This is a genomic window from Pseudonocardia endophytica, assembly GCF_004339565.1.
Classification (GTDB): domain Bacteria; phylum Actinomycetota; class Actinomycetes; order Mycobacteriales; family Pseudonocardiaceae; genus Pseudonocardia; species Pseudonocardia endophytica.
Window position 1 is genome coordinate 2,179,557 of the sequence record NZ_SMFZ01000001.1, and the last position, 15,230, is coordinate 2,194,786.

Below are 15,230 nucleotides of genomic sequence, written 5' to 3' on the forward strand. Positions count from 1 at the left end.
CGGCTTCCGGCACCGCCGGCGGTAACCTCGCCGGGTGCCCGCCGCTCCCGCACTCGCCCGCGACTCCCGCGATCTTCCGGGCGTCGCCGAGCTGCTCGAGGCCGCCGTGTCCGCGGTCGGCGGACGCCGTCGCGAGGGCCAGGACAGGATGGCCGACGCGGTGCGGAAGTCGCTGTCGTCCGGCGAGCACCTGGCCGTGCAGGCCGGCACCGGCACCGGGAAGTCGCTGGCCTACCTCGTCCCGGCGATCCGGCACGCGATGGCGCGCGACACCACCGTCGTGATCTCCACGGCGACGATCGCGCTGCAGCGCCAGCTCGTGGACCGGGACCTCCCGCGCGTCGCGAAGAGCCTGAAGTCGATGCTCGGGCGCGAGCCGTCGTTCGCGATCCTCAAGGGCCGCCGCAACTACCTGTGCATGAACAAGCTGCACGGCGAGATGGACGACGATCCCGGCGAGGAGCAGCTGTTCGACGCGTTCGCCATCTCGGCCATGGGGCGCAACGTGAAACGCCTGCACGAGTGGTCGTCCGAGACCGAGACCGGCGACCGCGACGAGCTCGTCCCCGGCGTCCCGGACGCGGCGTGGCGGCAGGTGTCGGTCACCGCGCGGGAGTGTCTGGGTGCATCCAAGTGCCCGGTCGGCGACGACTGCTTCGCCGAGAAGGCCCGCGCCGAGGCCGGGCGGGCGGACATCGTCGTCACGAACCACGCGCTGCTGGCGATCGACGCGATGGGCGACGCGTCGGTGCTGCCCGAGCACGACGTCGTCGTCGTGGACGAGGCCCACGAGCTGGTGGACCGGGTCACCGGGGCGGCCACCGCGGAGCTGACATCGGGAACGGTCGCGGCGGCCGCGCGTCGTTGCGGCAAGCTCGTCGACCAGGACCTGGCCGACCGGCTCGCCGAGGCGGGCGAGGGTCTCGGCATGGTGCTCGGCGACATGAACCCCGGCCGATGGGAGTCGCTGCCGCAGGCCGCGGCGGGCGCGCTGAACGCGATCCTGGAGGCCGCGGCGGGCTGCCGCCAGGCGCTCGGGCAGAACCGCAAGGAGGACCCGGACGCCGCGACCGGGCGCAAGCTCGCGCTCGCGCTGCTGGACGAGGTGTCGGAGACGGCGCAGCGGGTCACGAAGGCGTTCGCGGAGTCCGACCCGGCCAAGCGGTACGACGTCGTGTGGCTGGGCGAGCAGGGCCCGGACGGCGCCCGGTACGCCGTGCTGCGGGTCGCACCGCTGTCGGTCGGCGGGCTGCTGCGCGAGCGGCTGTTCGCGGAGCGGACGACCGTCCTGACGTCCGCGACGCTGGCGCTCGGCGGCTCGTTCGACGCGCTGGCCCGCCAGTGGGGGCTCCCGGCGTCGACACCGTCGGAGCAGGGTGCGGCGAAAGCCGACGGCACCCACGGCGAGATGCAGGACCCGGAGGCGCCGCGCTGGTCCGGGCTGGACGTCGGGTCGCCGTTCGCGCACGCCCGCTCCGGGATCCTGTACACGGCCAGGCGCCTGCCCCCGCCCGGCCGCGACGGGCTCGCCCCCGAGACGCTGGACGAGATCCAGGCGCTCGTCGAGGCCGCAGGCGGGCGCACGCTCGGGCTGTTCTCCTCCACCCGCGCGGCCAAGCAGGCCACCGAGGCGTTGCGCGGCAAGCTGGACACGCCCCTGCTCTGCCAGGGCGACGACGCGACGATGCTGCTGGTCAAGCGGTTCGCCGAGGACGAGGAGACCTCGCTGTTCGGGACGCTCTCGCTGTGGCAGGGCGTGGACGTGCCCGGCCCGTCGCTGTCGTTGGTGATCATCGACCGGATCCCGTTCCCGCGCCCGGACGACCCGCTCGTCGCAGCCCGGCAGAAGGCAGCGGACTCCCGGGGCGGCAACGGCTTCCTCACCGTGTCCGCGACGCACGCGGCGCTGCTGCTCGCCCAGGGCGCCGGGCGCCTGCTGCGCGGGATGGACGACCGCGGCGTCGTCGCGCTGCTGGACTCCCGGATCGCGACGGCGCGCTACGGCGGCTTCCTGCGCGCGTCGCTGCCGCCGTTCTGGGCGACCACGGACCGGGAGAAGGTCCTCGGAGCGCTGCGACGGCTCCGCGGCGCGGACGCCGATCCCGAGGCCGACTGACCCTCGGCTGTGCCGCGGCACCGGCGCGGGATGCCGCCCACCCGCCGGCGCACCCCACGTCGGCGTGTCGCACCTGCTGCGACCGGTGCGACACGCCGGGCCGGGGTGCGGCACGGTGCCGCGGGCGGGTCCGCGCTAGGTTCGGACCAGGTCGGTAGCGCACTACCGGATTGGACACCAGCGAGGAGGAACCATGGCGGACGCCGTGTACACGACCGAGGCGATCTCGTCCGGCGGCGGGCGGGACGGCCGGGTCCGGACGGACGACGGGATGATCGACCAGGAGCTGAAGATGCCGCCCGGCCTCGGCGGCCCCGGCGGCGCGACGAACCCGGAGCAGCTGTTCGCCGCGGCCTACGCCACGTGCTTCCACGGCGCGCTGCGTCTGGTCGCCGGCAAGAAGGGCGTGACGGTCCCGGACGACGCGACCGTGAGCGCGACGGTCAGCCTGGAGCCGGACGACACCAGCTTCCACGTCGCTGCCGTGCTCGTCGCGAACCTGCCCGGCCTGGGCGAGTACGAGGCGAACGACCTGGTCAAGGCCGCGCACCAGGTGTGCCCGTACTCGAAGGCCACCCGCGGCAACGTCGACGTGACGCTGAAGGTCACGAACTGAGGCGCCCGGCGTCCCGTCCGATCAGGACGGGACGCCCTCAGGTCACCGCGATGACGACCAGCCCGCTCACCGCGCGGTAGGCGAGCGTCGACGCCGTCCGGTCGTCCCGAGCAGCGCCCCGAACGCCGGCGCGATCAGCCCGGCCCGCACGAGGACGCTCACCGCGCCACGCAGGTGACCGTGCCGGGGTCGACCTCGGTGAACCCGGCGTCCCGGACGGCGACGGCATCGCCGCGCTCCACGTCGGCCAGCAGCGAGGCCCACTGCTCCGGCGTCGCGGACCGCACCGCGAACGGCCGCGGCGCGGTCCACCCGCGCACCGCGGCCAGGATCATCGACGCGTGCCCGACCTGCGCGGCCGCCTTGCCCAGGCTCATCCCGGCGTGCGGCGTGAGCACGATCAGCGAGCGGTCCGGGTCCGGCGGTCCGGGGTCGTCGGGCCCGAGGTCGGTGCCCCCGATCTGCAGGCGGGACACCTCGCGGGCCACGTCGTCCACCGGGCCGGGAAGGAGTGCCCTGACCTGGTCGGACCCGACCGTGATCGTCACTCCGTCGATCTCCTGCACGGCCCGCCAGTGCGCGCCGCGCGCCCGACGGGCGATCTTGCGGATGCGGCCGTCTGACCAGGCGCGGACGTCGTCGTACCAGGGGCCGCCCGGTGCGGCGCGCTCGTCCAGGCAGACCGCGACCGCCGCTTCGGCGGCGGCCTCCAGCAGAGCGGTTCGCGACGGCTGCGGGTCGCGCTCGATCCGCAGGATCACCGGCATGGCCCGCACGACACCCGAGGAGCCTGCGGAGCCGGCATCCGCACCGCCGGACTCCGGAGGGATCTGCGGCGGCGGGCCGCCGGCGAACCGCGCGGCGAGTGCCTCGAGCACCCCCGGTTCGTCCGGGCCGCTCACGCGAGCGGGACCCTCCGGAGCACGCCCTCCGCCTCGTCCGCGCTCTCCACCTCGGCACGCGTGATGCCCAGCACGAACAGCACGACGTCGAGGTAGGGGACGGTCACCGAGGTGTCGGCCACCTCGCGCAGCGCGGGCTTCGCGTTGAACGCGATGCCGAGCCCTGCCGTCGAGAGCATGTCGATGTCGTTGGCGCCGTCCCCGACGGCCACGCACAGCTCGATCGGGATCTCGTAGCTCTCGGCGAACCGGCGCAGCTGCTTCGCCTTGCCGGCGCGGTCGACGATCTCCCCGGTCACCCGGCCGGTGAGCACGCCGTCCACGATCTCGAGGTCGTTCGCGGCGGCGAAGTCAAGCCCCAGCTCGTCCACCAGACCGGCGATGACCTGCGTGAACCCTCCGGACACGACGCCGCAGCGGTAGCCGAGGCGCTTCAGCGTGCGGATCGTGGTCCGCGCGCCGGGGGTCAGCTCGATCAGGCCCGCGACGTCGTCGACGACGCTCGCCGGGAGGCCCTCCAGCGCCGCGACCCGCCGTCTCAGCGACTCGGCGAAGTCCAGCTCGCCGCGCATCGCCTCGTCGGTGACGGCGCGGACCTGTGCCTCGACCCCCGCGCCCGCCCGGGCCGCGAGCATCTCGATGACCTCGCCCCGGATCAGGGTGGAGTCCACGTCGAACACGATCAGCCTGCGGCTGCGGCGGTACAGACCGGCGCGGGACACCGCGACGTCGACACCCGCGCTGCGCGCCACCTCGACCAGGCGCTTGCGCAGCGTGCCCGGCGGGTAGGCGTCGGCGTCCCCGCCCGGCACCGGCGAGACGAGCAGCTCCAAGCCGGTGACCGGATAGTCGGCGACCCGGCGGATCGCGTCGATGTTCGCCCCGACGGCGGCGAGCTCGGCCGCGATCGCACCGAACGCGCGCGCCGTGATCGGCCGGCCGAGCACGACGACGGCGTGCGTCGACACCCGGGCCGCATCAACCGGGCCGCCGGGCTGCGTCTCCATGTGCACGGCCATGTCGATCGAGTCCATGGCCGCGCCGACGGACTCCTGCAGCTCGTCCGGGTCACCGTCCGGCACGACGAGCGCGCCGAGCGTGAGCCGCCCGTTGACGACGACCTGCTCCAGATCGAGGAGGTCGACGCCCTGTGCGGTCAGCGCGGTGAACAGCACCGAGCTGACCCCGGGCCGGTCAGGACCCGTGACGGTGACCAGGACGGTGGGACGGACCTCGCCGGGTTCGCTCACCGTCGCGATCAGACCGACTTCGGGTCGTCGTCCGGCTGGTTCTCCTGCCCGACCCTCTGCGTGACGACCTCGGCGACCGCCGGCTTGTGCCCGACGTGCCCCTCGGCACGCGCCCGCTCCACGAGGTGCGGGTAGTGCAGGTCGAACGCCGGACGCTCGGAGCGGATCCGGGGCAGCTCGGTGAAGTTGTGCCGCGGCGGCGGGCACGACGTCGCCCACTCCAGCGAGTTCCCGAAGCCCCACGGGTCGTCCGTGGTGACCACACGGCCGAACCGGTAGCTCTTGAACACGTTGTAGATGAACGGCAGCGTCGACGCTCCGAGCACGAACGCACCGATCGAGGAGATCGTGTTCAGCGTCGTGAACCCGTCCATCGCCTGGTAGTCCGGGTAGCGGCGCGGCATGCCCTCGTTACCGAGCCAGTGCTGCACCAGGAACGTCAGGTGGAACCCGACGAACGTGGTCCAGAAGTGCCACTTGCCGAGCGTCTCGTCCATCATCCGGCCGGTCATCTTCGGGAACCAGAAGTAGATGCCGGAGTACGTGGCGAACACGATCGTGCCGAACAGCACGTAGTGGAAGTGCGCCACCACGAAGTACGTGTCCGAGACGTGGAAGTCGACCGGCGGCATCGCCAGCAGGATGCCGGTCAGACCACCGAACAGGAACGTCGCGAGGAAGCCGACCGCGAACAGCATCGGCGTCTCGAACGTGAGCTTCCCGCGCCAGAGCGTGCCGATCCAGTTCACGAACTTGACGCCGGTCGGGATCGCGATCAGGAACGTGGTGAAGCTGAAGAACGCGAGCAGCACGGCGCCGGTGGCGTACATGTGGTGCGCCCACACCGCGACCGACAGTGCGGCGATCGCGATCGTCGCGTAGATCAGGCCCTTGTAACCGAACACCGGCTTGCGGGAGAACACCGGGAAGACCTCGGACACGATGCCGAAGAACGGCAGCGCGACGATGTAGACCTCGGGATGGCCGAAGAACCAGAACAGGTGCTGCCAGAGGATCACGCCGCCGTTGGCCGGGTCGAACACGTGCGCGCCGAGGTGGCGGTCCGCGGCGAGGCCCAGCAGGCCTGCGGTGAGGATCGGGAACGCGATCAGGATCAGCAGCGCCGTGATGAAGATGTTCCAGGTGAAGATCGGCATCCGGAACATCGTCATGCCGGGGGCGCGCATGCAGACGATCGTCGTCACGAAGTTGACGCCACCGAGGATCGTGCCGAGACCCGAGACGACGAGGCCGACGATCCAGAGGTCGGCACCGGGGCCCGGGGAGTGGATCACGCTGGACAGCGGCGTGTAGGCGAACCAGCCGAAGTCGGCGGCACCGCCGGGCGTCAGGAACCCGGACAGCACGGTCAGGCCGCCGAACAGGAACAGCCAGTAGGAGAACGCGTTCAGACGCGGGAACGCCACGTCCGGGGCGCCGATCTGCAGCGGCACGATGTAGTTCGCGAAGCCGAACAGGATCGGCGTCGCGTACAGCAGCAGCATGATCGTGCCGTGCATGGTGAACAGCTGGTTGAACTGCTCGGTGGAGAGGAACTGCAGCTCCGGGCGGGCGAGCTCGGCGCGCATCAGCAGCGCCATCGCGCCGCCGGCCAGGAAGAACCCGAACGACGTGACCAGGTACAGGATCGCGATGTCCTTGGGGTCCGTCGTGTGGAGCATCTTGAGGAACGTGGACCCCTTGCCGGTCCGGCGCGCCGGATACGGGCGCGACGTGATCGGCTTGGGCGCGACGGATGTCATCGCGAGACCTCCACTGGTGCCTCCTGCACTTGCCTGACCTGAGCTGTCCCCGCACACGGGGCACGTGGACTCTAGCTTCCGTGGACCGGTCGCCGCCCGCTCGGGGCGAGGGATCACCGGCCGCGGGACGATTGTGCTCTACCGGGGGTAGAACGACCAACCCGGTCCCCGGTCGGGGTCGGTGAACGGTGTCGCGAGCCCACCTCGCAGGGCGTCATCGGGCCGCGCAGGTCCGACAGGGCCTGCGGCGTCGGCGGATTCCCTGCGAGGTCGGAGGTCGCGTCCGCTCAGCGCAGGGGCTCGAACAGCTCCGACCAGATGTCCGGCGCGGACGCCGGGTTCGGCGGCTCGTCGACGATGTAGAACTCCGTGCCGAGCCCCATCGCGAACACCGGCTCCGGCATCGTGAGCATGAAGTGGTCCGGGCCCATCTGGCTGCGGTGGACCTTCATCGACGCCCGCTTCGTCTCGGCGTACTCGACCGCCTCGACCCGGTGTGTGATCTCCGACTCCGGCTTGCCGAACGAGCCGTCGTCCGGGATCTCCGGCGGCTCCCAGTCGGCGCCACCGCCCGCCCGCCCGAGGTTCTCCCGCATGCCCTTCATGCCGCGGATCAGCCAGTCCCGGTTCGTCGTGCCCTGCGCGACGACCGGGACGGCGGCCAGCTCGCCCGCCCGCTTGCCGACGCGGTGCACCTGGATGTGGTCGGGGTGGCCGTAGCCGCCGTTGTCGTCGTAGATCGTGAGGACGTCGGCCTCCTCCTCGTCGAGGATCAGCGCGAGCCGCTTCGCCGCGTGCTCGACCGGCGCCTGCCAGAAGCAGAACGGCGCGTCGTTGGTCGGCTCGCCCATCATCCCGGAGTCGACGTAGCCCAGGAACTCGACGCGCGCGGCACCGAGCACGGCCGCCGACTCGTAGCACTCCTGCGAGCGCCGCACGGCGAGCTGCTCGCCGTCGGCCAGCACGCCGGGTTGCGGCTCGCCCCGCTCACCGCGGGTGGCGAACACGAGCACGACGCGATGCCCGGCCGCCGTGGCCTTGGCGAGCGTGCCCGCGGTGCCGATCGACTCGTCGTCGGGATGGGCGTGGAAGCTGACGATGGTCCCCACGCCGCGGAGCCTAGCCAGACGGCGATCAGCCCAGGATGCGGGTCAGGGCCGGGCCGACCTCCCCCAGTCGCGACACCGTCTGGCACCGGCCACCGCCCCGGGCGGCCAGTGCGGCCGACGCCGCCAGCGCCTCCGGGTCCGGCTCGCCCGGCTGGGGAAGGAGCACGTGCACGCGGTCGATCCCGGCGAGCGCCGTGGCCGGGTCGTCGCCCGCGGTGTGCAGGCAGTCCGACAGCAGCACGACCATCCGCTCCTGCGCGGGCGCCGCCGACAGCTGCTTCGACGCCTCGCGCAGGGCTGCGGCGAGGTCCGTCGTGCCGTGCCCGCGCAAACCGACCAGCTCGGCGACGAGGGCCTCCGGTGGTCGGGCGTTCCCCTGGCGCTGGAGGATCTTCACTCCGGAGCCGAACGCCAGAACGCCCGGCTCCATCTTCGTCGCGCCCGACGACGACGCCAGCACGACGCCGGACGCCGCCACCGCCGCCAGCGCCACCGCCAGCCCCTGCATCGACCCGGAGATGTCGACGAGCAGGCAGATCGCCCGCCGGTGCGCCGTCCAGTCCCGGGTCACGACGTCCTCGGCGCCGGGTCGCGACGAGCGTCCCGGCTCCCAGGTGTCGAGCGTGCGGTCCAGGTCGAGGTCGCCCTCGCCGCCCCGGCGCGGGCCGAGCCTGCGGGTACCCCGCGCCTTGGCGGGCCCGACCCGTCCGAGCCGCAGGAACACGCGCCCGGCCAGCCGCTTGGCCTGCGCACGCAGCTCGGCGTCGGTCGCGACGGCGAGGTCGGCCAGCAGCGCGGACGCCGCTTCCGGGTCCTCGGCCATCATCTGGTCGAACGCGTCGACGTCGAGCTCGCCGAGCTCCGGCGACACGTCGTCGAACTGCTCGTGGCGCGACGACAGCTCGTTGCGCCCCAGCGTCCGCTCGCCCCGCTGCGGACGGGAGCGGCCACCCTGCTGGCCCGGCGCCCCGGAGGGCGGCGGGCCGTCAGCTTTTCCCGGGTCGGTGTCCTCGCCGGACTCCGCGGGGTCGTCCGGGGGCCACAGCTTGTCCAGGAGCTCGTCCAGCACCGATTCCGGGGTCCGTTCCACGCCGTCGGCGATCCGGATCCGTCCGGACAGCGCCGCGTGCGCCGCGTCCCGCGCCGTCTCCCGGCCGAACGGGTCCTCGCCGCGCAGCCGGGCCAGCCCGGTGAGCACGTGCGCCAGGTCGATCGCCCCGCGTACGGACGAGCCCATCCGGACGTCCCGGTGTTCCCGGGTGGCCCGCGCCAGTGCGACGGCCAGGATCACGGCGCGCCCCTCGACCTTCGTCACCGAGGCGGTGATCGTCTGCTCGGCGTGCTCGTCCTGGTAGCCGAGCACGATGCGGCACATGCGGTCGGCGATGGCCTGGCTGACCCGTGCCGTGCCGATCGCGTCGAACGGGTTCATCGCGGCGATCAGCCGGAACCCAGGACCCGCCGAGACGGTTCCCAGGCGCGGCACCGTGATCTCGCCCTCGGTGAGGACGGTGATCAGGACGTTCAGCGTCTCCTCGGGGATCCGGTTCATCTCCTCGAGGTAGAGGAGGCCTCCTCCCCCGTCCGCACCGTCACCGCGCATCGCCTGGAGCAGCGGACCGTCCACGAAGGACCCGGCCTGGTAGCCGTCGGTGAGGACCTGCGCCGGGTCGAACGTGCCGACCAGCCGCGCCGGGGTCAGCTCCGCGTTCCCCTCGACGAACACCATCCGCTGCCCGGCCTCGCGGGCGATCTCGTGCAGCAACGTGGACTTGCCGGTTCCGGGAGGGCCCTCCAGCACCACGTGCCGCCCGGTCGCGAGCGCGACAGTGAGTACCTCGCGCTCCCGTCGGAGCCCGACGATCGGGATCCGGTTCGCCTGCGTCTGAGTTGTCGTTGACAGCGCCGTCACCTCCGTGATGCTGGTCGCATGTCATCACACCGGAGACCCTTTCGGGAACGGTCGACGGTTCTTCGACGCCGCGCGAATCGTGTGTAGCATCACAGTTACGCCTGTTCGCTCCGCACCCGTCGCCGCCCGGTCCCGTCCGTTCGCTCCGCGCGCGTCGCTCACCCACCCGAACCAGGAGCACCACCACCATGGCCGATCTCTTCAACGCCGCGGAGTATCTGACCGCCCGTCGCGTGGACGCCGGTGACGGCGACCGCGTCGCCGTGCACCACCCCGGTGGCCGGCTGACCTACGCCGAGCTGACCGACGAGGTCCGGCGCGTCGCGGGCGCGCTGCGCTCGCTCGGGGTGCGGCCGGAGCAGCGGGTGCTGCTCGTGATGCCGGACGACGTGGAGCTGTTCACGGCGATCCTCGCCGCGATCTGGCTGGGCGCGGTCGCCGTGCCGTCGTCGACGATGCTGACCGGGCGCGAGCTGTCGGTGCTGGTCCGCGACTCGCGGGCCGGCGTGGTGATCGGTGGCGAACCGTTCGCCGCGGCGCTGACCACCGCCGTGGACGGAGCACCGGACGTGCACAGCGTCGTCCTGACCGGACAGTCGCGTGTGGACACCGCGGCCCGGTCGCTGACCTGGGACGAGATGCTCGCCGCCTCCGACGGGCCGGTGGACGCGCCGTACGGCACCTGGGACGAGTCGCAGGCGTTGTGGCTCTACACGTCCGGGACCACCGGCAAGCCGAAGGGCGCGATGCACCGGCACGCGGACATCCGCTCCGTGGCCGAGACGTACGGCACGCAGGTGCTCGGCATCGAGCCCGACGACGTCTGCCTGTCCGTCGCGAAGCTGTTCTTCGCCTACGGCATCGGCAACTCGATGTTCTTCCCGCTCTCGGTCGGCGCGTCCGCCGTGCTGGAACCGTCCCGTCCGAACCCGGATCTGTACTCCCGCCTGGCCGAGCAGCATCGCGCGACGCTGTTCTTCGCCGTGCCCAGCTTCTGGGGCCCGATGATCGCCGCCGACCTGCCGCCGGAGCGGTTCGCCACCGTCCGCCGCGGCGCGTCCGCGGGCGAGGCGCTGCCGGCGCGGATGTTCCACGGCGTGCGCGACCGCTACGGCTTCGAGGTGCTCGACGGCATCGGCTCCACCGAGGCGCTGCACATCTTCATCTCCAACCGGCCGGGCGAGGTCGTGCCGGGCAGCTCCGGATTCCCGGTACCGGGCTACCAGGTGGAGCTGCGCCGCACCGACGGTTCGGTGATCACCGGGGCGGGCGAGTCCGGGATGCTGTTCATCTCCGGCGACTCGATCTGCACCGGCTACTGGTGCCGTACCGACGTCAACCGTCTCGTGTTCCACGGCGAGTGGATGCGCACCGGCGACCAGTACGTCCGCGGCGAGGACGGCTCCTACACCTGCCTCGGCCGCGCCGACGACGTCCTGAAGGTCGGCGGGATCTGGGTAAGCCCGAGCGAGGTCGAGGTCCGGCTGCTGGAGCACCCGTCGCTGGCCGAGGCCGTCGTCGTCGGGCTGCCCGACTCCGACGGGCTGGACAAGCCGGTCGCGTTCGTCGTCGCCCGCGACGGCGTCGAGGCCCCGGACGCCGACGAGCTGATCGCGTTCTGCCGCGACGGGCTCGCGGCGTTCAAGCGGCCGCGCGCGGTGATCGCGGTCGACGAGCTGCCGAAGACCGCCACCGGCAAGATCCAGCGCTTCCGGCTGCGCGAGCAGGCTGCCACCCTCACCCTGACCACACCGGCGGTCCCCGAGACCGCGGTCTGAGAACGCGGCCGGACGAGGAACGCATGAGTGACTGGCAGTGGGTCCGCGAGACCCCCGCATCCTGGGACGACGACAAGGCCGACGTGCTGGCCGGGCTCGACCCGGGTCTGTTCGGCCTCGGCTCCCCGGAGCACGGCGACGCGCTCGGCGACGAGTGGTGGCGCGTCGAGGACTCCCGCGGCGAGGTCGTCGGCTACGGGCGGCTCGACGACACCTGGGGCGACGCCGAGATCCTCGTGCTCGTGTCCCCGGCACACCGGCGGACGGGCGTCGGCGGGTTCGTCGTGGCCCGTCTCGAGGAGGAGGCCGGGCGGCGCGGCCTGAACTACATCTACAACGTCGTCCCGGACGGCCACCCGGATCCCGAGCAGGTCACCGGCTGGCTGGCCGCACACGGCTTCGAGGGCAACGACGTCGGGGAGCTGCGCAAGAAGGTCGGCTGACGCCGGGCCGTCCCCACCCGGGCCGACGTGCACTCCGACTCTCTACAGAACTTTCGCGTTGCGTCTGCTTGTCGTAGACTTTTGATACCCACCCAGCAGGAGGCGGTGCCCACCATGACCGACACCGAGACCGCCCAGGAGACGCCGACGGTCGGCTTCGACCGGGAGCCGTCGTCGTACCGGCACTGGTCCCTGGACATCGACTCGCGCGCCGGCATCGCGTACGTGCGCCTGGACGTCGACGAGGACGGCGGGATCGTGCCCGGCTACGAGCTGAAGATGAACAGCTACGACCTCGGCGTGGACATCGAGCTCTACGACCTCACCCAGCGGCTGCGCTTCGAGCACCCGCACGTCCGGGCCGTCGTGCTGACCAGCGGCAAGGACCGCAACTTCTGCGCCGGGGCGAACATCCGGATGCTCGCGCAGAGCCCGCACAGCTGGAAGGTGAACTTCTGCAAGTTCACCAACGAGACGCGCAACGGCATCGAGGACGCGACCGCGAACTCCGGCCAGACCTGGATCGCCGCGCTGAACGGCACGGCCGCCGGCGGCGGCTACGAGATGGCGCTGGCCTGCGAGCAGATCCTGCTGATCGACGACAACTCCTCGACGGTCGCGCTGCCAGAGGTCCCGCTGCTCGGGGTGCTGCCGGGCACCGGCGGCCTGACCCGGGTCACCGACAAGCGCAAGGTCCGCAAGGACCGCGCCGACGTGTTCGCGACGCGCTCGGAGGGCTTCGGCGGCAAGCAGGCCGTCGAGTGGAAGCTCGTCGACGAGGTCATCCCGAAGCGCCGCTGGGACGAGACGGTGCGCGAGCGCGCGTCGGCCGCCGTGGCGGCGTCGTCGCGCACCGGGGACGAGACCGGAATCGTCCTACCGCCGCTGGACCGCAGCGAGGATGCCGACGGGATCTCCTACAACCACGTCCGTGCGACGTTCGACCGCGACCAGGGCCTGGTGGAGATCACCATCGACGGCCCGGCCGGCGGCGTCCCGGAGTCCCTGGACCGGGTGCACGAGCTGGGGGCCGACTTCTGGCCGCTGGCCATGACCCGCGAGCTGGACGACCTGATCCTGCGGCTGCGCACGAACGAGCTGGAGCTCGGCACGTGGGTGATCCGCACGCGCGGAGACCTGGAGGACGCGCTCGCGTTCGAGCGGGTGATCGCGGACCACGCCGGCGACGACTGGCTGGTCGCGGAGATCCAGCACTACTTCAAGCGCGTGCTCAAGCGGCTCGACGTCACGTCGCGCTCCCTGATCGCGCTGATCGAGCCGGGCTCCTGCTTCGCCGGCGCGCTGCTGGAGCTGGCGTTCGCCTGCGACCGCCAGTACATGTTGGACGGCACACTCGACGAGGACGACAACGAGCAGGGCGACGAGGCCCAGATCATGCTGTCGCCGTCGAACTTCGGGGTCTTCCCGATGTCCAACGGGCTGTCCCGGCTGGGGTCGCGGTTCTGGGGGGACGACGACCACGTCGCGAAGCTCCGGCAGGAGACCGGCCGCCGGATCGAGGCACAGGAGGCCTTGGCGTTGGGCCTGGTCACCGACGCCCCGGACGACATCGACTGGGAGGACGAGGTCCGGATCATGCTGGAGGAGCGGGCGGCGCTCTCGCCGGACGCGCTCACCGGCATGGAGGCCAACCACCGCTTCGTCGGGCCGGAGACGATGGAGTCGCGGATCTTCTCCCGTCTCACCGCCTGGCAGAACTGGATCTTCATCCGCCCCAACGCCTCCGGGCCGGACGGGGCGCTGCGCAAGTACGGCACGGGCCGCAGGGCCGACTTCGACCGCAAGCGGGTGTGACACATGTCGATCGACTACTCCGAGAAGATCCCGAACAACGTCGACCTGGCCGGGGACCGCAAGCTGCAGCGCGCGCTGGAGTCCTGGCAGCCGAACTTCATCAACTGGTGGAAGACGATGGGCCCGGCCGTGCCGACCCAGGACGTCTACCTGCGCACCGCCGTCGACGTGGGCAAGGAGGGCTGGGCGCAGTTCGGCCACGTCGCGATGGAGGAGTACCGCTGGGGCGTGTTCCTCGCCGAGCGGGGCGACGACCGGCGGATCGCGTTCGGCGAGAACAAGGGCGAGCCGGTCTGGCAGCAGGTGCCCGGTGAGCACCGCGCCGACCTGCAGCGCCTGATCGTCATCCAGGGCGACACCGAGCCCGCGTCGGTCGAGCAGCAGCGCCGCCTCGGCGAGACCGCGCCGAGCCTCTACGACCTGCGGAACCTGTTCCAGGTCAACGTCGAGGAGGGCCGTCACCTCTGGGCGATGGTCTACCTGCTGCACGCCTACTTCGGCCGCAACGGCCGCGAGGAGGCCGAGGCGCTGCTGCACCGCAACTCCGGCGACCTGGACAGCCCGCGCATCCTCGGCGCGTTCAACGAGGAGACGCCGGACTGGCTGAGCTTCTACATGTTCACCTACTTCACCGACCGCGACGGGAAGTACCAGCTCGGCACGCTCAAGGAGTCCGCGTTCGACCCGCTGTCCCGGACCTGCGAGTTCATGCTCAAGGAAGAGGCCCACCACATGTTCGTGGGCACCACGGGCATCGACCGGGTCGTCCAGCGGACATGTGAGCTGATGCGCGAGCACGACACGGCCGACATCGCCCCGCACGGCGGCGTCCCGCTCGACGTGATCCAGAAGTACATCAACTTCCACTACTCCGTGAGCCTGGACCTGTTCGGCTCCGAGCAGTCCACGAACGCGGCGAACTACTTCACCGCCGGGCTCAAGGGCCGCTGGCAGGAGGAGCGCCGCCGCGACGACCACGTCCTCACCGAGGACGCGTACGACATGGAGCTCGTCAAGGACTCCGCGGTGACCACCGACGAGGTCCCCGCGCTGCTGGCCCTGAACCTGGACCTGCGCAACGAGTACGTGAAGGACTGCCAGTCCGGGCTCAAGCGTTGGAACAAGATCCTGGAGAAGAACGGGTTCGACGACCGGGTCTACCTCCCGCACGTCGGGTTCAACCGCAACGTCGGGCTGTTCGGCGAACACAGCATCACGCCGAAGGGCGACCTCGTCTCCTCCGAGACGTGGGAGGCCAAGCGCGACAGCTGGCTGCCCAGCGAGGGCGACCGCACGTTCGTGCAGAGCCTGATGCGCCCGGTCTACGAGCCCGGCAAGATCGCCGGCTGGATCGCCCCGCCGTCGAACGGGATCAACGGCAAGCCGTTCGAGTACGAGTACGTGCACTTCGCCTGACCCGCCGACCCCTGCCCGGCACCCGGCACGGTCCGGCACCCGGCACCATCCCACCCGTTCCCGAACGAACGGCACCTTCGAGCAATGTGATTGCCCGAAGGTGCCGTTCG

General features: G+C 71.7%; 11 protein-coding genes. 6 read left to right on the forward strand and 5 right to left on the reverse strand.

Annotated elements, in window-relative coordinates; all coding sequences use genetic code 11:
- Window positions 1–34 precede the first annotated feature (34 nt).
- Window positions 35–2,116, forward strand: a complete 2,082-nt coding sequence (locus tag EV378_RS09760) for an ATP-dependent DNA helicase (RefSeq protein WP_165922217.1) — start codon at window positions 35–37, stop codon at window positions 2,114–2,116.
- A 193-nt stretch (window positions 2,117–2,309) separates the two neighbouring features.
- Window positions 2,310–2,732, forward strand: a complete 423-nt coding sequence (locus tag EV378_RS09765; RefSeq protein ID WP_132422896.1) for an organic hydroperoxide resistance protein — start codon at window positions 2,310–2,312, stop codon at window positions 2,730–2,732.
- Window positions 2,733–2,890: 158 nt separating this feature from the next.
- Here EV378_RS09765 and EV378_RS09770 read toward each other — a convergent pair whose 3' ends face one another.
- From EV378_RS09770 to EV378_RS36240, 5 genes are all read right to left on the reverse strand, one after another.
- Window positions 2,891–3,634 (reverse strand): aminoacyl-tRNA hydrolase, encoded by a 744-nt coding sequence (locus EV378_RS09770; protein ID WP_132422899.1) that lies wholly within the window; start codon window positions 3,632–3,634, stop codon window positions 2,891–2,893.
- Complete coding sequence (serB, locus tag EV378_RS09775; RefSeq protein ID WP_207908626.1) at window positions 3,631–4,884, reverse strand: phosphoserine phosphatase SerB; 1,254 nt, start codon at window positions 4,882–4,884, stop codon at window positions 3,631–3,633. The genes EV378_RS09770 and serB overlap by 4 nt, the downstream gene beginning before the upstream one ends.
- A gap of 8 nt (window positions 4,885–4,892) precedes the next feature.
- A complete protein-coding gene (gene ctaD / locus EV378_RS09780) occupies window positions 4,893–6,647 on the reverse strand; it encodes an aa3-type cytochrome oxidase subunit I (protein WP_132422902.1) in 1,755 nt (584 codons plus the stop codon).
- 287 nt (window positions 6,648–6,934) lie between these two features.
- Window positions 6,935–7,756 carry a PIG-L family deacetylase gene (locus EV378_RS09785; protein WP_132422905.1) on the reverse strand — a complete coding sequence of 274 codons (822 nt, stop codon included), beginning with the start codon at window positions 7,754–7,756 and terminating at the stop codon, window positions 6,935–6,937.
- 25 nt (window positions 7,757–7,781) lie between these two features.
- Complete coding sequence (locus EV378_RS36240) at window positions 7,782–9,668, reverse strand: AAA family ATPase (protein WP_132422908.1); 1,887 nt, start codon at window positions 9,666–9,668, stop codon at window positions 7,782–7,784.
- A 188-nt stretch (window positions 9,669–9,856) separates the two neighbouring features.
- On the opposite strand from EV378_RS36240, the gene EV378_RS09795 reads away from it, so the two are divergent.
- From EV378_RS09795 to boxB, 4 genes are all read left to right on the forward strand, one after another.
- Window positions 9,857–11,446: a benzoate-CoA ligase family protein gene (locus tag EV378_RS09795; RefSeq protein WP_132422911.1), complete on the forward strand. Its 1,590-nt coding sequence runs from the start codon at window positions 9,857–9,859 to the stop codon at window positions 11,444–11,446.
- Window positions 11,447–11,469: 23 nt separating this feature from the next.
- The gene (locus EV378_RS09800) at window positions 11,470–11,889 is read left to right on the forward strand and encodes a GNAT family N-acetyltransferase (protein ID WP_132422914.1); all 420 of its coding nucleotides are present in this window, start codon (window positions 11,470–11,472) and stop codon (window positions 11,887–11,889) included.
- Between the two features lie 114 nt (window positions 11,890–12,003).
- Entirely contained in the window at window positions 12,004–13,704 is a 1,701-nt protein-coding gene (gene boxC, locus EV378_RS09805; RefSeq protein ID WP_132422917.1) for a 2,3-epoxybenzoyl-CoA dihydrolase, read from the forward strand.
- A 3-nt stretch (window positions 13,705–13,707) separates the two neighbouring features.
- Window positions 13,708–15,120, forward strand: a complete 1,413-nt coding sequence (gene boxB / locus EV378_RS09810) for a benzoyl-CoA 2,3-epoxidase subunit BoxB (RefSeq protein WP_132422920.1) — start codon at window positions 13,708–13,710, stop codon at window positions 15,118–15,120.
- The last annotated feature ends 110 nt before the right edge of the window (window positions 15,121–15,230 follow it).